The following is a 20,667-nucleotide window of genomic DNA, read 5'->3' as shown; positions in this document are numbered from 1 at the left end:
GCACGGAATTTAGCATCCTCATATCGCCCTATTCATGATCGATAGGAATCTTTGCCGTACGGGAAAGGCTAATTGTTTGATCGGCTGCCTGTCGCGCTACGGGCAGACGGTTGCGAAGGGCCTTCCGGGGAGGTATGTCTTCCACTCATCGCTGGCCAGCGACCCGTAGAGGGAGCAGACCGTCCCGAACGTATCGGCGACGACAGCGCGGTCGGTGATGGATAGTCCGCGTATACTGATGTGCGCGATGATTTTGCCGTTCGGGCTGAAGGTCAACGCGTTGACACCCAGTGCACTTGTCAATTCGGTCGCGACGGATACCGGTCGTCCGATTTCCCGGCCGTCTGCCGGATCCCACAGGCGTACGGCGTCGTCCTGGCTGACGCCGCTGGCCAGGACGCTCCCGTCCGGACTGAAGTCGAGGCCGGAGACGCGGACGGAGTTTCCGGCGGTCATCGTGCTCAGTTGTCCGCCGGTGGCGGGGTTCCACACGCGAATGGTCCCGTCCTCACCGCCGGCGGCCAGCAGGTGTCCGTCGCGGCTGAAGCGCACCACTGTCACCGGGCCGCGATGGCCGGTCAACGGATGGCCGACGGCTTGGCCGGTGGCGGGGTTCCACAGGCGAACCGTGCCGTCGTCGCCTCCCGTGGCCAGCAGGTCGCTGCCGAAGCTCACCGCGTTCACCGTGCCCGGATGGCCGGCCAACGGGTCGCCGACCGGCTGGCCGGTGGCGGGGTCCCACAGCCGTACCGTCTGCTCGTCACCGCCACTGGCCAGCAGCGTTCCGTCACGGTTGAAGGCCAGTGCGGTCACCCCCTTCCGGTGGCCGGTCAGCGGGCGGCCGATTGGCCGGCGGGTGGCGGGGTTCCAGAGCCGGATGCTGCCGTCACTGCCGCCGCTGGCCAGGATGGAGCCCTGCGGGCTGAACGCGACAGCGGTGACGTCTTGCTGCTGGGCGTCGATCGACTTGCCGAGTGGCCGCCCCGTGGCAGGGTTCCAGAGGCCGATCGTCCGGTCGTTGCCGTTCGCGGTGGCAACCAGGCTGCCGTCCGGGTTGAACGCCACGTCGCTCAGGTAGCCCCGGCCGATCCCCGTCGACCTGGTAACCGGTTGGCCGCTTGCGGCATCCCACAGCCGGATCGTGCCGTCGCTGCTGCCGGTCGCCATCAGCTGTCCGTGAGGGCTGAACGCGACACTCCACACCCAGTTGCCGTGGCCGGTCAGCGGTGCGCCGATGGGCTTGCCGTCGACCGCGTTCCACAGCCGGATCGTCCGGTCGGCGCCGGTGCTGGCCAGCCGCGTACCGTCCGGGGTGAACGCCACCCCGGTTACCTTGCTGCCACTGCCGCTGAGCACCGGTCCCGCCGAGCCGCCCGTGGACGGCTCCCACAGCCTGACGCTGCCGTCCAGGCCGGCGCTGGCCAGCCGACCGTCGCGGCTGAACGCCAGGCTCCAGATCCAGTCGGTGTGCCCTGTCAGCGGCCTACCAACGGTGCGGCGGGTGGCCGGATCCCAGAGCTGGATCACACCGTGCCCGTCGGCCGATCGGGATGCTGCGGCAAGTAGCCGGCCGTCCGGGCTGAACGCGACCGCGGTGACCGGCCCGGAACGGGAGGTCAACGGTTGACCGACCGGGGAACCGGTGTCGGGGTTCCAGAGCCGAATGGTGCCGTCGTCACCGGCGCTGGCGAGCAGGCGATCGCGGGGGTGGAACGCGACAGTTGCCACCGGGCCCTCGTGGCCGGTCAGAGGGCCACCGACCGGGCCGCCGGTGGCCGGGTCCCACAGGCGGACGGTGCCGTCGTCGCTGACGCTGGCCAGTAGTGATCCGTCGGCGTTGAATGCCACGCGGCTCACTCTGCCCTCGTGACCGACCAGCGGGCGGCCGATCGGCAGGCCGGTGAGCGAGTCCCACAGCCGTACCGTCGCGTCGCCGCCGGCGCTGGCCAGTAGCTGTCCGCGTGGGCTGAACGTCACATCATGCACGCTCGCCGTGTGGCCGTAGAGCACCGAGCGGGGTTCCGCGATCAGCATCCGCATACTGGCGAAGGCTTCGTCGGTGGGAGCCATCCGCCATGCGGCGGCGGCCAGCCTGCCGGCGAGGAGAGGGTCATGCTGGCGGGTGACCTGACTCTGCGCGGCCAGTTGGCGCGACAATGCCACGGCCTGCTGCCGGCGCAGGTCCGCTTGGCGGCTGGTGGCAAGCCCGGCCGCCACCAGTGCCGCAATCGTCAGCATCGACAGAGCCGCCATGACCGCGCGGCGTACCCAGGCGTTGCGGTCCGCGGCCCTCTTGCTGGCGGTCAGGAACTCCTGCGTACCCGGCGCCAGCGCCGGAAACCGGTTCGCTGTCGCGCTCCAGCGCTCGGCCGCCCGCACGGCCGAGCCCAGTTGCGAGCCGCGATAGAGGAACGACACGTCGCGTCCGCGTCTGTCCCAGAGCGACGCGTCCTCCGCCAGTTCCCGATAGAGCGTGCGGTCGGCCTGTTCGGCGTCCAGCCAGCCGCGTAGCCTGGCCCACCCCAGTAGCAGGGCGTCGTGGGCGATCCGGACTGTGTGACGCTCCAGCACGATCAACCGGCGGCCGGCGAACGAGGCCAGAACCGCGTCGAGGTCTTCCTGCGGAACGCCCGTCGCGACCCCCAATTCCTCGCCGGTCGCCCGGCGGCAGGCCAGCTGTCCGCTGCCGGTGACAACCGTCAACTGAACGAAGACCGAGCGTGCGGCCTCGCGACTGGCGGCCGGTAACGCCTGGTACACCGACTCGGCGGTGCTCTGCACGGCCTGCCCGACCCCGCCCATCCGCCAGTAGGCCCGCACCGTCAGCGGGCCTCCGTCGCGCGACTCCCACAGGGCGAGCATCGCTTGGGACAACAGGGGCAACACACCGGCGTCGAAGCCGGTGACCAGCGTGCGATCGCGCAACTCTCCGAGGATCGCCTCGTCCAGGCCCCGCTCGAGTGCCACGCCGGCCTCGGCGGCCGGCCCACAGATCGCCAGGCGCAGCTCCGCCTCGGTCATCGGCCCCAGCAGGAACGAGTCGGCCTGCAACGCCTCGCGCAACTCGGGATAGGCGGCGGCCCGGTCCAGGAAATCGGCGCGCACCGCGACGACGAGCAACGCGGCGGGTAGATCGCCCGTGCGACGCACGGCCGCCATCGCCTGCAACGCGGCGACGAATGCCAACCGCACCTGCCGACCCGGCGGATCATCGGCGACCAGGGTGAACAACTCCTCGAACTGGTCGATGACCAGAACCAGACGCCCGGAGAGCACACCGTCCCCGCCGGACGCATCGCCACGCGTGGCCTGCAGCGCCAGCAACCGGGCACTGGACGGATCAGCGACCAGGGACCGATGAACCGCGGCAGCATCCGTGCCGGCGAGGTCCGCCAGATGAGCGGCCAGCTCCTCCAGCGGGTTACCGGTCGGCGTCATGACCCGGCGTGGCCAGGCGGCCGAGCCCGGGACCAGCCGATCGCCGGCCAATCGAGGAATCAGACCGGCCCGGAGCAACGAGGACTTGCCCGCGCCCGACGCGCCGACCAGGAACAGCATCTGGCCGTGGGCCAACCGGGCAGCCAACTGCTGGACGAGACGCGAGGTCGCCTCGGCGCGCCCGTAGAACACGCCCGAGTGGCGTTCCTCGAACGGCGCCAGGCCCCGGTACGGACACCCCACCCAGGGCGCCGCCCGCACGGACGCGCCCGGATCAGCGCTCGTACGAGCCTCCACGGCGGAGACCTTCTCCAAGACCAGCCGCAACGTCACCTGCTGGTCGGCAACCCGTTCCAGCCCGACACGCTGCAGTTCCTCCTGCCGACGCAGCGCGGCCTCGACACGCCACAGCGCCTGTCGCGCCTCCGCCACGACGAACCGGAACTCCGCGAACCGGCTCGCGAGCGATGCCAGAGTTTCCAGAACGCTGTCCCGCAGCTCCGCGTCGCCCGCCTCAACCAGGGCACCCACCGCGTCGATCCGCTTGAGCAACTCCGCGATCTCGGCCCGCGCGACGCTCGCCCGCTCTCCATCCTCGGACAGCACCTCGTCGAGCAGGACGATCAGCTCCCGCTCGATCGCCTCGGGCGAAGACCGATCGGGCTCAGCCCCACGCAGGTGCTCGATCGCCGTGGAGACGACGTTCGTCAGAACGTTCGCACCAACCGAGCCGAGACCCGCCGAGATCGCCAGACCGACAGACGTGTGGGTCAACCCGGCCGCCACCACGGGCACCAAGCTCGTGGCGCACAAAAGGCCGACCAGGTACGGGCCGGAGGACTGTTTGAGAACTCCGCCGCGGCGAGCGAGCCCGGCCACCGCCGCGCGCATCTTGTCGCGCAACTGCGCGTCGTCGCTCTCGCTGGTCAATCGTTCCCACCCAGGGCCGGACCTGCCGAACATCGTAAACCGGGCGGGCCCACACCGATCTGTCGGAAAGGCGGCAGCCCTCGAATGCCCGTCTGCTAGTCGGTCGCCCTGTTCGGGGTGCGCCGGGGTGTCGTCCGGCCGATGCCGGGAAGGCGGCATCCGGCACGTGGTTTCGGTGATCGGCGGATCGGGAGGGGACAGCGATGAGCCCGAAGAGTGCCCAGGGTGCGGCGAGCATCGAGAGCGTCGACGTGAAGCTGGAGGTGATCGTCATCCCGGTGTCGGACGTCGACCGGGCGAAGGCATTCTACGAACGGCTCGGGTGGCGGCTCGACCAGACACCGCCGGGCATCGTGCAACTCACGCCGCACGGCTCCCCGTGCTCGGTGCAGTTCGGCCCCGGGCTCACGTCGGCGGCACCCGGCTCGGCCGTGGCGTACCTGGTCGTGTCCGACATCGAGGCGGCTCACGACACCCTCGTCGCCGCCGGTGTCGAGGTCGGCGACGTCTTCCACGTCAGCCCGGACGGTCCGGTCGACGGGCCGGACCCGCAGCGGCGCAGCTACTTCTCGCGCGCCACGCTGCGCGATCCGGACGGCAACACCTGGCTGCTCCAGGAGATCACGACCAGGCTGCCCGGGCGCATCGAGGGAGGCCTGACGTCGTTCGGCTCCACGAGCGACCTGGCGGACGGGCTTCGGCGCGCGGCCGCCGCGCACGGTGAGCACGAGAAGCGGACCGGCCAGCACGACGACAACTGGCCGGACTGGTACGCGGCGTACCTGGTGAGCGAGCAGTCGGGGGCCAAGCCGCCCGAGTGAGCCCGGGTGGGGGTCGGCCTGATGCCGGTGGGTCAGCACGACGACTCGCCGGCGTCGTCGTCTCCCGCCGCAGGCTGAGCCCGTCCCGCGCCGAGATTCCACGCAGTGGGCGATCCCTTGTGTATATCCCACTAAAACTGTAGGAATAGTAGGTCATCCTGATCGGGAGAAGCCATGACTGTTGTGACCGCGGCGCAGACCGTGGGCTCCGATGTCGGTGCCCCACCACCGACACGTCCACCGCGGGCGGGGGAGCGGGCCGGGTGGTGGCGACGCGTCGCGCTGCGCGCCGTGTCCCTGGTCGTCCTGCTGGCGCTCTGGCAGATCCTCGCGGTGTTGACCGACAACCCCACGTTCATCCCGTCGCCGGGCGCGGTGTGGGCCCGCCTGGTGCAGACGTCCACCACGCACGACGGTGTCCGGGGCTACAGCGGTCACCTGCTGATCGAGCACCTCGGCGTGAGTCTGCGGCGCATCCTCATCGGCTCGGTGGTGGGCGTGGCCGCCGGGCTGGTGCTCGGCCTGGTGATGGGCACCGTCACCTGGGTGCGGGTCGCGACCGAACCGGTCGTCACCTTCGTCCGTGCGCTGCCGCCCCTGGCGTACTTCAGCCTGTTCATCATCTGGTTCGGCATCGACGAGACGCCGAAGCTGTGGCTGCTGTCCATCGCCGCGCTGCCCCCGGTCGCGGTCGCCACGGCCTCCGCCGTCAAGGCCGCGCCCGCCACCCTCGTCGAGGCGGCCCGGGCGTTGGGCGGCGGGCGCTGGGCGGTCACCCGCGACGTGGTGCTGCCGCACGCGCTTCCGGAGATCTTCACCGGCATCCGGCTTGCCGTGGGCATCGCCTACTCGTCGGTGGTCGCCGCCGAGACCATCAACGGCGTACCGGGCATCGGGGGGATGGTCCGCGACGCGCAACGGTACTCGCAGACCGACGTGGTGGTGCTCGGTCTGTTCGCCATCGGCCTGTCCGGCCTCCTCATCGACGCACTGCTTCGCACCGCGGAGGACCGGCTCGTTCCCTGGCGCGGTCGAAGCTGACCGCGCTGTTCCCCACCTCGCAGAACGGACGTCCCGTGCGCAGACCACTTGTCGGAACTCTCCTCGCGACTGCCCTGCTGCTGGCCGCCGTCCCCCTCGCCGGGTGCGGCAACGGCGCCGCCAGCGGCGGCGGCGACCCGCAGCGCAAGAGCATCCGGCTCGCCTACCAGGCGTTCCCGAGCGGCGACCTGATCGTGAAGAACCAGCGGCTGCTGGAGGAGGCGTTGCCGGACTACGCGATCACCTGGACCAAGTTCGACTCCGGCGCGAGCATCAACACCGCGTTCGCGGCGGGCAGTGTGGACATCGCCGCGATCGGCTCCAGCCCGGTCGCGCGCGGTCTGTCGGCGCCCCTGAACCTGCCCTACAAGGTGGCCTTCGTCCTCGACGTCGCCGGTGACAACGAGGCGCTTGTCGCCCGCAACGCCGCCAACGTCGCCACCATCACCGACCTGCGGGGCAAGAAGATCGGCACCCCGTTCGCCTCGACCGCGCACTTCAGTCTGCTCGCCGCCCTGGAGCGCGCCGGAGTCAAGGAGAGCGAGGTGACACTTGTCGACCTGGAGCCGCCGGACATCCTCGCCGCCTGGACCCGGGGCGACCTCGACGCCGCGTACTCCTGGCTGCCCTCGCTCGACGACCTGAAGAAGACCGGCAAGGTGCTCGTCACGAGCCGCGAGCTGGCCGCCGCCGGCAAGCCCACACTGGACCTCGGCGTGGTGTCCACCGCGTTCGCCGACGCCCACCCCGAGGCCGTCGACGCGTGGCGCAGGGCCGAGGCGAAGGCCCTCGACCTCATCGCGACCGACCCGACCGCCGCGGCGACCGCCGTCGGTCGGGAGCTGAACCTGGACACCGCCGCGGCCCAACACCAGCTCAGTCAGGGCGTGTTCCTCAAGCCCGCCGACCTGGCCAGCCCCGAGTGGCTGGGCTCGCCCGAGAAGGTCGGCGCGCTCGCCGACAACCTGTACAACGCGGCGGTCTTCCTCAAGGGGCAGAAGAAGGTCGACGCGATACCGGACCGGTCGGTGTTCGAGGCGGCCGTCTACACCAAGGGCCTGCCGAGTGTCCTCCAGCCCTGACGCCGCGGTCGAGGTCCGCGACGTCACCCACACGTACGGCACCGGGCCGGCGGCGGTCACCGCCCTCGGCCCGCTCGACCTCCGCGTACCCCCGGGCACCTTCCTGGTCCTCGTGGGCGCCTCCGGATGTGGCAAGACCACACTCCTGCGGCTGATCGCCGGCTTCGAACGGCCGACGGCCGGCATGGTGACCGCCGCCGGCCGGCCGCCGGTGCCCGGCCGCAACGCCGGTCTGGTCTTCCAGCAACCCCGGCTGCTGCCGTGGAAGACGGTCGGCGGCAATGTCGGTCTCGCGCTGCGCTACGCCGGTGTGCCCCGGCCCGAGCGGTCTCCCCAGGTGACCGCCCTGCTGGACCGGGTCGGCCTGCCGCACGTCGCGCACCGCCGCACCTGGCAGCTCTCCGGCGGCCAGCAGCAACGGGTGGCCATCGCGCGGGCGCTGGCCGTGGACAACCCGTTGCTGCTGCTCGACGAGCCGTTCGCGGCGCTGGACGCGCTGACCCGGGAGCGGTTGCAGGAAGACCTGCGCCGGGTCACCGCCGAGACCGGCCGTACGTGTGTGTTCGTCACGCACAGCGTGGACGAGGCCGTCTTCCTCGGCAGTCGGGTGATCGTCCTGACCCGCCGGCCCGGCCGGGTGGCCCTCGACCTGGACGTCGACCTTCCGCGCAGCGGCGTCGAACCCGACGAGTTGCGCGGCTCACCGGAGTACGCGGCCCTGCGCGCCACCATCGGCCACGCCGTGCGTGCCGCCGCCGCCTGAATGTGAGGGGCACCACCATGACCGACACCCTGCTGCACCTGACCCTGGACCCACTCGGGCCGCACTTCGGCGCCGAGGTGCGCGGCCTCGACCTGCACCGAGCCACGGACGACGACCTCGCGGCGGTGCGCGCCGCACTTGTGGACCGCAAGGTGCTGTTCTTCGCCGACCAGCGCCTCGACGACGACGGGCAGGTACGCCTCGGTCGCCGGCTCGGCGAGCTGACCGCCTCGCACCCCGTGGTCGGCGGGGTGGACGCGCGGCACCCCGAGGTGTACGCCCTGGACAGCGCCGACGACGGTTTCGCCGACGTGTGGCACACCGACGTCACCTTCGTCGCCCGCCCACCGCTCGGGTCGATCCTGCGCGCGGTGACGCTGCCGCCCAGTGGCGGCGACACGACCTGGGCGGACAGCCAACTCGCGTACGACTCGCTCGCCGAGCCGGTGCGCCGACTGGTCGACACGTTGGTGGCCGTGCACGACGGCAACCGCGAGTTCGGCTACTACCTGGCCCAACGCCGTGGCGGTCGGGGCAGTGTGTGGGACGGCGAGGTCGTCACCCGACTGGACCCGGTGGAGCATCCGGTCGTGCGCGTCCATCCGGAGACCGGCCGCCGGGGCATCTTCGTCAACCCCGGCTTCACCTCGCACATCGTCGGGGTGTCGGAGGCCGAGAGCCGGGCCATCCTGGACCTGCTCTACGCCCACCTCACCAAGCCGGAGCACCTGGTCCGACACCGGTGGCGCCCCGGCGACGTGGCGATGTGGGACAACCGCAGCACCGCCCACTACGCCAACCGCGACTACGGCGGCGCACGGCGGGTCGTGCACCGCATCACCCTGCGCGGCGACCGCCCCCAGGGTCCGGCCGATCCCTGGCGTGGCCCGCCGCGCTGAGCCGCGGTGGCCCTCCTCGCTCGCGGGGAGGGCCAGGCCAGGATGGGGTCAGGGCGCCGGCCGCCAGACCCAGTTGCGGCGCTCGTAGAGCGGCACCAGGCCGGCCCGGCGCAGATTGTCCAGCGACGGGTTCCGCGTACCGGCTGTGGGTTTTCCGGTCTCGGCGAACAGCCACCGGCACCCGGCCTCCGCCGCGGCGCGGGCGCGGGCGGCGATCAGCGCCGACTGCGCACCGAGGCCGCGGTGCCCGGGTGCCGTCGCGGCGGCGTTGAGCGAGGCCGCCTCGCCGTGCAGGAACAGGTTGCCGCCGGCCACGACCTCGTCGCCGTCCCACGCCGCGTGCGGCCGCCAGGCCGACTCGCCCACGGTCGACGCCAGCATGTCGGTGAGCCCACCGGCCGGCATGCCGAAGCCGGCGAGCAGCACGTCGGCCCAGCGCCGCGCCTCGGCCGCCGGCACCGGGGCGACCCGCAGGCGGGTCTGCGCCGCGGCGACGTCACCCGCTCGGGCGGCGAGCTTGATCCAGGTGCTGCCCGGCTCCAGCCCACGTGCGGCGGCGACCGCGTCGAAGCCGTCGGGCAGGACCGCCGGGACGAGCTGGAGGACCGCCTGGTCGACGCCCTGCTCCCGGTAGAAGTCGAGGACGCGATCCAGGACCCGCACGGTGAACGGTTCGGTGACGCCGAAGCCGAGCGCCTTGCTCCAGTACCCGCCGGAGGGGTCGTTGCGCATGGCGAGGGCGACACCGCCGCCGATGCGCGTGGTCGCAACCCCCAGATCGGTGTACGCGGGCTCGGGCGCCCGCGACTCGTAGGCGTACATGAACTCGCCCTCCACGCCCTCGGCGAGCGGGGTCAGGTCGGTCGTGTCGGTCATCAGCCGATTCTCGCCCGGTGCCGGTCCCAGGCCCGACCTACCGCATCCGATGATGAAGCCCAGCTTGTGATATATGGAGCGGAGTTGCCTCGGACGGGCAACCGGACCGCTCGGTCAGCTCCCGGCGGGTGCCGGCGAGGTGGGAGCCTCGGCGGGTCGTCGGCGTCGGGACACCGCACCGGCCACGACGTCGATGACGAGGAAGGCGAGCAGGGTGAGCCCGAACAGCGGCAGCGCCCAGCCCACCGCCACGACCACCGGTACGCCGATCAGCAGTGCCCACCGCGGCAGGCCGCGTACGCCGCCACGGGCCGGCGGGGTGCCGGCGAGGGCGCGGCGGTCGGTGCGGGTGGGTCGGCGTTGCCACCACATGCGGTAGCCCCAGACGATGACGCAGAGCAGCCCGAGGGCGAGCGCGGCGAGCAGGATCTGGTTGACCAGGCCGAAGAGCAGACCCATGTGGGCCTGGATGCCGAGGCCGCTCAGTTTGGCCAGCAGCGGCCAGTCGGCGAAGTCGCTGCGGGCGGTGATCGTGCTGGTGGCCGGGTCGACGGCGATGCGGTCCTTGGCGACCGGCCAGGTGTTGTCGATCTGCGTGACGGTCCAGGCGAAGCCCGGCTCCGGTGCGGGGATGATCTCGACCGGCCCGGAGAGCCCCGCGTCGCGGGCGACCGTCTGGACCCGGTCGAAGGCCGCCGACTCGACGGTCCCGCCCGCCCCGGCGTCACCGTGGTGGTGACCACCGCCGGTCTCGGCCGGAACGGCGGCGAGGCTTGTGGAGATCTCCGGCGTGCGGGCGTTGAGCGCGTCCAGACCGGAGGTGAAGTTCGCGCCGGCGTAGCGGGACCAGGTCAGGCCGGTGGCCGAGAGGAAGAGCAGGCCGACGGTGAGCCAGATGCCGGTGGTGGCGTGCCAACTCCGGGTGCGGCGGACGCCCCTGCCGGTGGACAGGTCCGGCACGAGCAGGTGCCGGGCGGTGGCTCGGGCGGCGCTGCGTCGCCGCCACCAGAGGATGACTCCGCCGAGCGCCAGCACCCACAGCCAGCTCGCGGCCAGCTCGGAGTAGTTTTCGCCGACCGTGCCCAGGTGCAGGTGGCGGTGCAGGTCGTCCAGCCACGTCGTGGCCGGGGTGGAGCCGAACCAGGTGGTGAGCTGTCCCTGGGGCTCGGCCGTGTACGGGTTGACGTAGACGGTGTGCTGGTTCTCGCCGAGCTCCGGCAGGGAGAACACGACCTTGGTGGTCCGGTCGCCGTCGCCGGGCTGCACGGCGGCGATGCTGCCGGTGGGGTGCGCGTTCCGCGCGGCCCCGACCTGCTCCGCCAACGGGAGCTGACGCTCACCCACCTGGGCGACTGTCAGCTTGTCGCCGTAGAGGAACGAGTCGAGTTGCGGGGTCGTGGTGTAGGCCAGGCCGGTCAGCGCGGCGACCACCAGGAACGGGGCGACGAGGATGCCGGCGTAGAAGTGCAGCCGCAGCAGCAGCGCGCCGAACGGTGACGGGCGCCGGGGCGGCCGGGTCGGTCTGTCGGGTGTGGAGGTTTCCGGCGTCGGCGTGCCGGACAGCTCGGTAAGAGACATGGTGATCCGATCGGAAGAGTCGGGAAGCACCCGAGGGCGTTTCCCGTCCTGGTCTGGTCGCCCGGTGCCGTGTCGCGTCGGCCCAGTCTGGTAGTCGGGCCATCGACCCCTGTGGTTCCCGGAAGATGTCGAAGATCGAGGCTGCGAGGTCAGGGTTGGTCGGGCCCGCCCGTGCCGCGCCGATCGCGGTGGGTGCCGGCGGCCGCGGCGAGGAACGCGTTGTAGCGGGCGAGGTCGTCCTCCGCACCGGTGGCGTCGGCCCGGTCGGTGGCCCGGTCGAGGCGGCCCTGCTCACGCGTGTCGGCGCGCATCCACTGGCGAATCAGGATGATCATGACGACAACGGCGGGCAGCTCTCCGAACGCCCAGGCGATGCCCGCGCCGAGCCGCTGGTCGGCCAGCATCGACGCCGCCCAGGTGGGGTGCACAGCGATGTACCAGTCGGGGGCGAGGACGGTGGTCGTCTGGAGCAGGACCAGGCCGAAGAACCCGTGCGCCATCATCGACGCCAGATGGATGATCACCAGCAGGGGAGGGGGTAGGCGTCGGCGGCCGGGGTCGACACCGATGAGCACCCAGAACAGCAGAAAGCCCGCGACCACGAAGTGGGTGAGCATCGCGAGGTGACCGAGGTGGGAGCGCATCAGCGCACCGAGCAGGTCGCTGAGGTACAGGCCGAACAGGCTGGCGGTGTAGACGCCCAGCGCGACGAGCGGGTGCGTGAGCACTCTGGCCACACGACTGTGCAGTGCGCTCAGCAGCCATTCGCGCGCGCCGCGTACGTGCGGGTCGGCCGGTCGACGCAGGGCGCGCAGCGCGAGGGTGACCGGTGCGCCGCCGACCAGCAGGATCGGCACCAACATCGACAACACCATGTGCTGTGCCATGTGCACGCTGAACAACACGTACGCGTAGCGGGCGACGCCGAGGTTGGTGACCGCCGCCAGCAGGAGCAGCCCGCCCAGCCAACTCACCGTACGGGTGACCGGCCAGCGGTGACCCCGCGTGTGCAGTCGGCGCACCCCGGCCAGGTAACCGGCGACGCCGAGGACGCCGATGGTCAGGAAGAACATGTCCGGCAACGGCTGCCCGAGCAAACGTTCCACAGTGGGCGCGGCGGGCATCGGGAAGCCGAGCAGCTCGGTGATCGGGTCGGCGTCGATGCCGTCGTCGGGGATGGGCGTGGGGCTGCGCGACAGCGCCACCGCCAGCCCCACCGTGGCGGCGAACACGGTCAGCTCCCCGGCGGCCAGCCGGCCGAACGCCCCGCGCCTGCCGGCGCGCAACGCGGGCAGCGTACGGACGCGGTGGGCCGCGCCGAGCGTGCCGAGGATCAGCAACGCGGCGAGCTTGCCGAGGACCAGCCAGCCGTAGCGGGACTGCCAGAGCTGGTCGACGGTGCCGAGTCGGACGGCGGCGTTGGCCAGCCCACTTGCCGACACGGCGACGAAGCAGCCCAGCGCGAGGCGACTGTAGCGGGCGACGGCGTCGGCCAGCAGTCGGCTGCGCCGCACCATCCACAGGGCGACGAGGCCACCGATCCACACCGCGGCTGCCAGGATGTGCAGGGCCAGGCTGGTGACGGCGATCTGGTGGTTGCCCGCCCCGGCGGCGTGGCCGGTGAAGGCCGGGGGCAGCACCGCCACCAGGGCCAGGATCGTGACGGTCGCGGCCAGCCCTCGGGACACCCCGGACCGGGACAGCACCGCGACGGTGAGGGCCAGCCCGGCCTGCACCGTGAGCGACTGTCCCTGCGAGATGGTGGTGGCGAAGCTGATGACCGTCGCCGGGGCGAGCGTCGCCAGCGGTTGGCCGAGCAGGTCCGAGACCGTCAGCACCAGCAGGGCCAGAGCCGTCGCGGACCAGCCGAGCGCGGCGACACCGGCTCGCCGCAGGAGCAGGTAGCCGTGCGGCGAGACGCTGCGTCCGTCCCCGGGCAGCAGGAACGCGGCAGTCACCAGCAGACCGACGGTGAGGGTGGCGAGGCCGTCGGAGAGCAACCGGACCGCCGGCAGCGCCCAGGTCGTGATCGGTCCCGCGTCGGGAAGGCCCGGCAGCGCGGCCGTGAAGGCACCTCCGACCCGGAGGCCGAGCGCCAGCAGAGCGGCCCCCGCGACGACGGCGGCGACCGCGACGAACCAGCCGGGCCGCGCAGACCCCCGCCGCCGAGCGGCGGACGGCGCCGCCGCCGTGGACGCGACCGACCCGGTGGACGGGGCCGACCCCGTGGGCCGGGTCGGCCCGCCGGACGCCACGGTGGTGGCCGCCGACGTGGTGGCGACCGTGGGCTCACCGAGGGAATCGTCGCTGGCGAGCTGCCGGGGATGTGTGTCGGACACGTGTTGACCTTGCCCTGTGAGGTGATGAGGTACCGCGACCGCGCGAGAGCGGGTCGGATCAGCGACGGGTGGCCCGCCGCCGCCACAACAGCCCGGCGGCCACCGCGACGAGGACGGCAAGCACGGCCCCCGCGACGAGTACGCCGGCACCCATGCCGCCGTCCCTCCGCACCCCGGCGACGGCGGAGGGGGTGGCCGCCGACGTACCGGCGTCGGCACTCGGCGCGGCGCTGGCCGCGGGGTCGGCCACCGTGAACGGGTACGACCCCTGCACCGGGTGCCCGTCGACGGAGACCACCCGGTAGGCGACGGTGTACGTCCCGTTCGGCAGTGTGTCGGTCACCTGGACCGTGCTCTTCGCACCGGCGACCACCGGTTCGCCGGTGGCGAGTTTCCGCTTGGTGGCGTCGGTGAGCACGATTGTCGTGAACGCGGGGTCGAGCCGCTGCATGAATTCGAGGGCGACCTCGGTCGGTGCGCTCGGCACTGTCGCGTCCCGGGCCGGCGTCGCCGACTTGAGCGAGTTGTGCGCCCAGGCCGGGGCGGCCGGGACGAGCAGCGTCACGAGGACGGCGAGCACCGCCGCGCCGAAACGGACGGCGGTGGGGCGGGACGGCGGTACGGTCACGGCGATTCTCCGGGTTGGCTGACTCATCCGAGCACCTGCTCGCCGACCCATCCGCCCGGTTGGCAGCCGGGCGGGATGGCGAAGACGGCGGACCCGATCGGCGTGGTCCACTCGTTGAGCAGGTCCCGGTCGGCCAACCGGCGTTGGATGGGCAGGTACTGCCGGGCGATGTCGGCCTGGTACGACGTGAAGATCAACCCGCTGTCGGCGTGGCCCTCGGCCGTCGGCACCCCGTCGTAGTTGTAGGGCCGGCGCAGGATCTTCAACCGGTCGTCGGTGACGTGCGCCCGGGTGAGGTGCGAGAAGTCGGGGATGACGGTGAGCCCGTCGGCGCCGGTGGCGGCGAAGTCGGGCTCGTCGTGCTCGGCGGTGCCGGTGAGGGGGGCGCCGGTGTCGAGTCGCCGCCCGATGGCCAGCTCGCGATCGGCGCGACCGAGCAGGTCCCAGGTTTCCATGTTCATGCTGATCCGCCGCACCACGAGGGTGGTGCTGTCGCGTAGCCACGCCGGGCCGTCCGGCACCCACAGGGCGGTGTCCAGCGGGGTGCCGGGCCGGGGGTTGGCGGTGCCGTCGAGCTGGCCGAACAGGTTGCGTTGGGTGTGGCCGCCCGGCTCGACGCCGGGGCTGCGCCGGAAGCCCTGCTGGACCCACCGGACGGTGGCGAAGGGCCGGCTGTCCTTGATCAGGACTCGTTGGGCGTGGGCGACGGTGACCGCGTCGTCCGCGCAGATCTGCACCAGCAGGTCACCGCCGGACCAGGCCGGCTGGAGGCGGTCGACGCGGAACGAGGGCAGGTCGGCGACCGAGGCCGGCCGACGGTCGTCGACACCGGCGGCCCGGTACAGGCCGGGCCCGAAGCCGAAGGTCACGGTCAGCCGTGCCGGCAGCAGCCCGAGTTCGGCCTCGGTGTCGGCAAGCGCGGGTTGGCCCCGGGTGAGACGGGCCGCGTCGTCGGTGAGCAGCCGCAGCATCCGACCCAACGCGGCCCGGTCGGTGCCGGCCCGCAGGGTGAACGCCACGAACGAGGCGTGCGCCTGTGGCTCGGTGGCCACGCCGGCCTGCCGGGGGCCGTGGAACGGCTCGACCAGGCCGCCGACGGTCGCCGCCAACGTCGTGTCGGCGGCGGCGGTCGCCGCCGGTGGCTCGGTCTTCCCAGCGCGGGTCGCGGCGATCGCGGCTGCGCCGGCCAGGGCTCCTCCGGCGGCCAGGGCTCCGCCGGTGAGCAGACCACGCCTGCTCACCGGCCGCACGGGTGGTGTCTCGGTCACGACGCCGGGCTCATGCTCATTCCCGGCGTGGCACTCGTGCCGGTCATGGGCTCGCCGTGCCCGGGGGCGTAGCTCTCCTGCGCGCCGGTGAACGGCTTGGCCACCGCGGTGAACTGCTGGGTCCTGCCGTCGCCGAAGGTCAACGTGACAGTCAACTCGTCGCCGGCCTGGACGGGCTTGGTGAGGTTCATCAGCATCAGGTGGTCGCCGCCGGGCTCCAGGGCGTGCGTGCCCCTGGCCTTGACGACGATGCCACCCTGCTTCTGCCGCATGACCATCTTGCCGTCCTGCATGGCCATCTCGTGCAGCTCCATCGGCGACACCGAGGTGGTGGCGCTGGTCACCGTGACATCGCTGTCGCCGTTGTTGACCAGGGTCCCGAACGCCGCCGTCATGCCCTTGTCGGCCGCCTTCACCCACGGGTCACGAATGCCGACCACACCGGCGTCGGGGTTGGCCGAGGCCGACGCGGACGGGCCCGGCTGTGCCGTCGCCGGGGAGTCGGACGAGCCGCAACCCGCGACGCCGGCCGCCATGATCGCGGTGGCGAGGACGGTGGCCGAGCGGCGTAGACCGAGCGGGCTGGTGGTGCGCATGTGTTCTTCCTCCGTTGATCGCTGCTGGCTGTTAGGTCGGCCGCAGCGGGGAGAAAGTTCCGGTCTCAGGGCACGTTGATCGTGAACTCGGCGGTGTGCACCTTCCCGGCGATCTGGAAGTCGAAGAACGCCCGGTACCGGCCCGAACTCGGTGCGGTCAGCCAGAACTTGACCGTCCCGTCGACCAACTCCTGCTCGGGGTGGACGTGCACGTACCCGAGATCGCCCTCGCGGACGACGACCAGGTGCCCGTACGCGCCCAGGTACCGCTCCAGCTGGGCGGGAATGGTCGGGTCGGCGCTGACCTGGAAGTGCATCGGCGCCGTCACCCCCACCGTCGGGGTGCCGTTCATCGACACCTTGTACGGCCCGGCCGTCGCCTCGGCCCGCGCCGGCGGCAGCGCGGTCGGGGTGTGCGCGCCGGGCACGGTGTGGTCGACGCCCAGCACCAGCGGGATCTGCGTGCCGTTGGTCGCGGTGACGGAGAAGTCGGCGTAGACGCGGTAGCCGCCGGGCCGCGCCAGCGTCAGGGGGACGCTCCAGGTGCCGTCGGGCGCCATCGTCGGGTGCAGGTGCTGGTAGCCGGACAGGTCGCGGCCGACCACGATCAGGTGCAACGGCTTGTCGTGGACGACCGCGAAGCGGGTCGCCGGCTGCCGGTCGGTCCCGACGATGCGGAACCGGTAGTCGACGCGTACACCGGGGGGTTGGGTCCGCTCCAGCGGTTGCAGGGTGTAGCCGCCGGCGCTGACCGTCGTGCCGGTCGCCAGCGCCGCGCCGGTCGCGTCGTCACCTCGATGCGTGTGCGGCCCCGTACCGGACGGATGTTGGTGCCCGTCGGTCGCGGAGCCCTCCTGCCCCGCGGCGGCCGGACCGCCCGCGGGCTGTCGGGCGTCGCGGCCCGCCGGGTTCTCGTCGCCGGTCCCGATGCGGGCCAACCCGAACCCGGCCAGCAGCGCGAGCACCAGCCCGCCGACGAGCAGCGCGAGGTGGGTGTTGCTCAGCCGGGACCCGGGCGTCGCGGCGGCGAGGTCGGTGTCGGGCCGTGGCCCGGGGTCGACCGCCGGCTCGTCGTCCGTGCTGGCGAGGGGCTTCTCCACCTGGTCGGTCGGCGTCGGCTCGACGGTGACGCCCGTGCGGGCCGTGACGACCGTGTCGCCCTTGCGCGCCGCCGGCACGGTGGCGGGCCGCCGCCTGTCGCTCGCGGTACGCGCGACGACGCCGGCCGCCGCGCCGACCTCGCCGGCCTTGGCCCCGCTGGCCCTGCCGCCGCCGGTCTTGTCCCCGGCGGTCTTGCCCCCTCCGGTCTTGTCCCCTCCGGTCTTGCCAGCGCCGGTCTTGCCTCCGGCGGTCTTGTTCCCGGTGGTCTTGCCGCCGGCGGTCTTGCCAGCGCCGGCCCTGTTCGGGGCGCGGGTGCCACCGCCGCGTCGTCCGGAGGTCGCCACCGAGGTACGGCCCCGGCCCGTAGGAGCCGATCGGCGACGCCAGACGACGAACCCGGCCACCGCCCCGACCGCCGCGACCAACGCCAACCCGGTCCAGGCCAGTGCGCCGGGACCGCTCTCGTCGGTCGACCCGGTCGCCGGGGGCGCCGCAGCCGCCGGGGTCGACGGATCGTCCGCCGTGGTCGGCACCGCCGACGCCTGCCCGGACGTGTTGTGCTGCTCGGCGGCGGCCACCAGCGCCGGGTCCGGCTGGGTCGACGGCGGGCTCCACCCCTTCGGCGCTGCCGTCACCCGCCCCTCGTAGCGGAAGGTCAGGGTGCCCCGCACGGGGTCGCCGTCCGAGGCGACCGACAGGTAGCTCACCGAGTACTGGCCCTTGGCGGGCAGGTGGGCGACGGCCACCACCGCGGGGAACCCCGTCGTGTACTCCCGAGGCTCGAACTTCCCGTTGACCAGGAAGTACTCCCGTACCGGCTTCTCCAGCGGCTGCGGCTCCCCCTGCGACCAGCCGTTGTCGACACGAGTGCCGCCCGGGGCGGTGATCGTGAAGAACGCGTTGGCGGCGGCCTTCTCGGTGAAGAGGAGCCGCACCGACGTCAACGGCTCGCGCACGGTGGCGCCGCTCGCCGGTGTGGACGTGGCGAGGGTCCCGTGCGCCGCGGCGGGTTGGGCGGACGCGAGGAGGGCGACCGCCGAGGCGAGGAGGAACGCGAGGAGGCCCGAGACCACCCGCCCGCAAGTCTGGGGGAGACGACGCATCTGGATATCCTCACCCGCGCGAGACTTTTTTCAAGAGGTGACGATCTTCTTCCTCGAACGACGAAAGTCGACGATGAGGTCGTACGCCGCCGGGGCAGGACGCCCCGGGTGGACAGATCCCCTGGCCAGCGACGCTGCCGGGAGGCGGAGATCCGCCGGAAGCACCGCCTGGCGCTGCGACGCGCACTGCTCGACGGCGCCAAAGACGACTGACAGGTGCGCGGCCCGCCGGTGGGGCGCTGGCGCGGTTCGAGGAACCCGCCCCACCGCCGAGCCGGTCGGATAGCGTCCACGTGAAGACTCGATCACGGAGAGTGTGGATGGTTATGCGCGCTGCGGTGCTGCGGGAGTTCGACGCTCCGCTGACGGTCGAAGAGATCGATCAACCCACCCCCGGGCGCGGGCAGGTGCTGGTGCGGATCGTCGCCAGCGGCGTCAACCCGCTCGACACCAAGATCCAGGCAGGAAAGGCCGCGCACGCGCGCGTCCAGCCTCCCGCGGTGCTCGGCTTGGACCTCGCCGGCGTCGTCGCGGCGGTCGGCACGGAGGTGACCGGCTTCGCGCCCGGAGACGAGGTGTACGGGCTGTGCGGGGGCGTGGGCGACCTGCAGGGTTCACTCGCCGAGTACGCCGCCGTGGACGCCCGACTGCTGGCCCGCAAGCCGAACACCGTCTCGATGCGGGAGGCCGCCGCGTTGCCACTGGCGGCGATAACCTCCTGGGAGGGGCTCGTCGACCGGGCCGGCGTCCGCGCCGGGCAGAAGGTGCTGGTGCACGGCGGTGCCGGTGGTGTCGGCTACGTGGGCGTGCAGCTCGCGCAGGCGCGCGGCGCCGAGGCGTACGCCACGGGCGGGCCGGCGAGCCTGCGGGTCATCGAGAGCCTGGGCGCCGTGCCAATCGACTACTCCTCGACGAGTGTCGAGGAGTACGTGCAGAGGTACACCGGCGGCGAGGGGTTCGACATCATCGCCGACAACGTCGGTGGCTCGACGCTCGACGCGTCGTTCGCGGCGGTGCGCACCTATCACGGGCACGTCGTCAGCGCGCTGGGTTGGGGGTCGCACTCGCTCGCCCCGCTGTCGTTCCGGGGAGCGACCTACTCCGGGGTGTTCACCCTGCTGCCGATGCTCACCGGGCGGGGCCGCGAGCACCACGGCGAGATCCTGCGCGAGATCGCGACGCTGGCCGATGCCGGTGCGTTGCGCCCGCGACTGGATCCACGCACGTTCACGCTCGACACGGTCATGGACGCCCACCGGCTGGTCGCCAGCGGCACCGCCGAGGGCAAGGTGGTCGTGAACGTCGCCGGTTGAGCCGAGCCCTTCGTTCACACCGAAGAGGTCACCTTCGTCCCCCGCGACCGATCGAGGAAGGTCAGCCGCGCGTCACACTTGGGCCGTGCGTAGGTCACTGGGCGATGGTTGGTCGATCGAACTCTCCGATGCTTGGGCGCGGGACGGTGCCGCAACGTGGCGTGCGCCTGGCCGCACAATGCGCGTCGTGCCAGGACGTCCCTGGCGGTGCGCCGATGGGGCCGACATCATCGCCTCGCTCGATGCCGAACTGCCGCCGGACCCGGCAGGCAGGGTGGGTGAGGGCGGCCGAGACGGGGTCGGCCATCGTGCCGCCTGGCTCTATCGCCAAGATGTCCACGTCAAGTTCGTCCTCTACGGCTACAACTTCACCGACAGTAGGTACTTGGAAACGGTCTTCATCAGCGCGGACACGGCCGACCTCAGTTGGGCCTTCGACGCTTGGCGTTCGGTAAATCGATCCAGCGGTTGGGGATCAGGCGACTTGCCCGCCTGGTGACCAACTGAGTGACGGTCGGTCGGTTCGGACATCGTCGAACAAGCATGGGCGATGACGGGCACCGGCATCCAGGTCAAGGGCTACGTAGCTGTCAGGCGGGCTTCGAATGCTGATCCGCTATTGGCAGTAGATGCTTTCAATCTTCGCCCGAGCGATTCCGTTAATTCGAACCCACTGACTCTTGCTGTGGCCGCGTCGATCTACCGAATGCGTGCTAGAGGTGCCCTCATATTTCCAGTTAACTCGGCAGCCTTTGTAAACGCGAAATGCGTCAGTGTCGTAGTAGTATGAGTAGTTGATGGTGCTTGATCCGACGGGAAGCTGGAAATCGGCATTACGTGCATATCGGTTGTCAGGACTCTTTACGCACGGGAGCGGATCGCCTTCGTAGA

General features: G+C 71.9%; 15 protein-coding genes. 7 read left to right on the top strand and 8 right to left on the bottom strand.

Annotated elements, in window-relative coordinates:
• Positions 1-96: 96 nt before the first annotated feature.
• On the bottom strand, positions 97-4,368 hold the full coding sequence (locus ACGFIQ_RS19630) for a hypothetical protein (RefSeq protein WP_393245409.1): 4,272 nt from the start codon (positions 4,366-4,368) through the stop codon (positions 97-99).
• 203 nt (positions 4,369-4,571) lie between these two features.
• Here ACGFIQ_RS19630 and ACGFIQ_RS19625 point away from each other — a divergent pair, with 203 nt between their 5' ends.
• From ACGFIQ_RS19625 to ACGFIQ_RS19605, 5 genes are all read left to right on the top strand, one after another.
• Positions 4,572-5,189: a VOC family protein gene (locus ACGFIQ_RS19625; RefSeq protein WP_393245407.1), complete on the top strand. Its 618-nt coding sequence runs from the start codon at positions 4,572-4,574 to the stop codon at positions 5,187-5,189.
• 174 nt (positions 5,190-5,363) lie between these two features.
• Entirely contained in the window at positions 5,364-6,230 is an 867-nt protein-coding gene (locus tag ACGFIQ_RS19620) for an ABC transporter permease (RefSeq protein ID WP_393245405.1), read from the top strand.
• Between the two features lie 35 nt (positions 6,231-6,265).
• Positions 6,266-7,312 carry a glycine betaine ABC transporter substrate-binding protein gene (locus ACGFIQ_RS19615; RefSeq protein WP_393245403.1) on the top strand — a complete coding sequence of 349 codons (1,047 nt, stop codon included), beginning with the start codon at positions 6,266-6,268 and terminating at the stop codon, positions 7,310-7,312.
• On the top strand, positions 7,296-8,075 hold the full coding sequence (locus ACGFIQ_RS19610; protein ID WP_393245401.1) for an ABC transporter ATP-binding protein: 780 nt from the start codon (positions 7,296-7,298) through the stop codon (positions 8,073-8,075). Before ACGFIQ_RS19615 ends, ACGFIQ_RS19610 begins: the two co-directional genes overlap by 17 nt.
• 17 nt (positions 8,076-8,092) lie before the next feature.
• Positions 8,093-8,974, top strand: coding sequence for a TauD/TfdA dioxygenase family protein (locus ACGFIQ_RS19605; RefSeq protein WP_393245399.1), 882 nt, complete (start codon positions 8,093-8,095; stop codon positions 8,972-8,974).
• A 48-nt stretch (positions 8,975-9,022) separates the two neighbouring features.
• On the opposite strand, the gene ACGFIQ_RS19600 is transcribed toward ACGFIQ_RS19605, so the two are convergent.
• The 7 genes from ACGFIQ_RS19600 to ACGFIQ_RS19570 form a co-directional block, all read right to left on the bottom strand.
• On the bottom strand, positions 9,023-9,850 hold the full coding sequence (locus tag ACGFIQ_RS19600) for a GNAT family N-acetyltransferase (protein WP_393245397.1): 828 nt from the start codon (positions 9,848-9,850) through the stop codon (positions 9,023-9,025).
• Positions 9,851-9,964: 114 nt separating this feature from the next.
• The gene (locus ACGFIQ_RS19595) at positions 9,965-11,428 is read right to left on the bottom strand and encodes a PepSY-associated TM helix domain-containing protein (RefSeq protein ID WP_393245395.1); all 1,464 of its coding nucleotides are present in this window, start codon (positions 11,426-11,428) and stop codon (positions 9,965-9,967) included.
• A 149-nt stretch (positions 11,429-11,577) separates the two neighbouring features.
• The gene (locus tag ACGFIQ_RS19590) at positions 11,578-13,683 is read right to left on the bottom strand and encodes a cytochrome c oxidase assembly protein (RefSeq protein ID WP_393245472.1); all 2,106 of its coding nucleotides are present in this window, start codon (positions 13,681-13,683) and stop codon (positions 11,578-11,580) included.
• Positions 13,684-13,825: 142 nt separating this feature from the next.
• Positions 13,826-14,422, bottom strand: a complete 597-nt coding sequence (locus ACGFIQ_RS19585) for a copper resistance protein CopC (RefSeq protein ID WP_393245393.1) — start codon at positions 14,420-14,422, stop codon at positions 13,826-13,828.
• A complete protein-coding gene (locus ACGFIQ_RS19580; protein ID WP_393245470.1) occupies positions 14,419-15,636 on the bottom strand; it encodes a Dyp-type peroxidase in 1,218 nt (405 codons plus the stop codon). Before ACGFIQ_RS19580 ends, ACGFIQ_RS19585 begins: the two co-directional genes overlap by 4 nt.
• 23 nt (positions 15,637-15,659) lie before the next feature.
• Entirely contained in the window at positions 15,660-16,259 is a 600-nt protein-coding gene (locus ACGFIQ_RS19575) for a copper chaperone PCu(A)C (protein ID WP_393245391.1), read from the bottom strand.
• Between the two features lie 65 nt (positions 16,260-16,324).
• A complete protein-coding gene (locus ACGFIQ_RS19570; protein ID WP_393245389.1) occupies positions 16,325-18,463 on the bottom strand; it encodes a copper resistance protein CopC in 2,139 nt (712 codons plus the stop codon).
• 320 nt (positions 18,464-18,783) lie between these two features.
• On the opposite strand from ACGFIQ_RS19570, the gene ACGFIQ_RS19565 reads away from it, so the two are divergent.
• Both ACGFIQ_RS19565 and ACGFIQ_RS19560 read left to right on the top strand, forming a co-directional pair.
• Entirely contained in the window at positions 18,784-19,776 is a 993-nt protein-coding gene (locus tag ACGFIQ_RS19565) for a zinc-dependent alcohol dehydrogenase family protein (protein WP_393245387.1), read from the top strand.
• 187 nt (positions 19,777-19,963) lie between these two features.
• The gene (locus tag ACGFIQ_RS19560; RefSeq protein ID WP_393245385.1) at positions 19,964-20,275 is read left to right on the top strand and encodes a hypothetical protein; all 312 of its coding nucleotides are present in this window, start codon (positions 19,964-19,966) and stop codon (positions 20,273-20,275) included.
• The last annotated feature ends 392 nt before the right edge of the window (positions 20,276-20,667 follow it).

It is taken from the genome of Micromonospora sp. NPDC048898, assembly GCF_043198035.1.
In the GTDB taxonomy this organism is placed as follows: domain Bacteria; phylum Actinomycetota; class Actinomycetes; order Mycobacteriales; family Micromonosporaceae; genus Micromonospora.
This window is presented reverse-complemented; position numbering and strand designations above follow the sequence as displayed.

What these genes read in the sequence shown, in the direction of transcription:
- ACGFIQ_RS19625 (WP_393245407.1), top strand. Translation starts at nt 4,572, where the DNA reads ATGAGCCCGAAGAGTGCCCAGGGTGCGGCGAGCATCGAGAGCGTCGAC.
- ACGFIQ_RS19605 (WP_393245399.1), top strand. Translation starts at nt 8,093, where the DNA reads ATGACCGACACCCTGCTGCACCTGACCCTGGACCCACTCGGGCCGCAC.
- ACGFIQ_RS19585 (WP_393245393.1), bottom strand. Translation starts at nt 14,422, where the DNA reads ATGAGTCAGCCAACCCGGAGAATCGCCGTGACCGTACCGCCGTCCCGC.
- ACGFIQ_RS19595 (WP_393245395.1), bottom strand. Translation starts at nt 11,428, where the DNA reads ATGTCTCTTACCGAGCTGTCCGGCACGCCGACGCCGGAAACCTCCACA.
- ACGFIQ_RS19575 (WP_393245391.1), bottom strand. Translation starts at nt 16,259, where the DNA reads ATGCGCACCACCAGCCCGCTCGGTCTACGCCGCTCGGCCACCGTCCTC.
- ACGFIQ_RS19620 (WP_393245405.1), top strand. Translation starts at nt 5,364, where the DNA reads ATGACTGTTGTGACCGCGGCGCAGACCGTGGGCTCCGATGTCGGTGCC.
- ACGFIQ_RS19570 (WP_393245389.1), bottom strand. Translation starts at nt 18,463, where the DNA reads ATGCGTCGTCTCCCCCAGACTTGCGGGCGGGTGGTCTCGGGCCTCCTC.
- ACGFIQ_RS19600 (WP_393245397.1), bottom strand. Translation starts at nt 9,850, where the DNA reads ATGACCGACACGACCGACCTGACCCCGCTCGCCGAGGGCGTGGAGGGC.
- ACGFIQ_RS19565 (WP_393245387.1), top strand. Translation starts at nt 18,784, where the DNA reads ATGGTTATGCGCGCTGCGGTGCTGCGGGAGTTCGACGCTCCGCTGACG.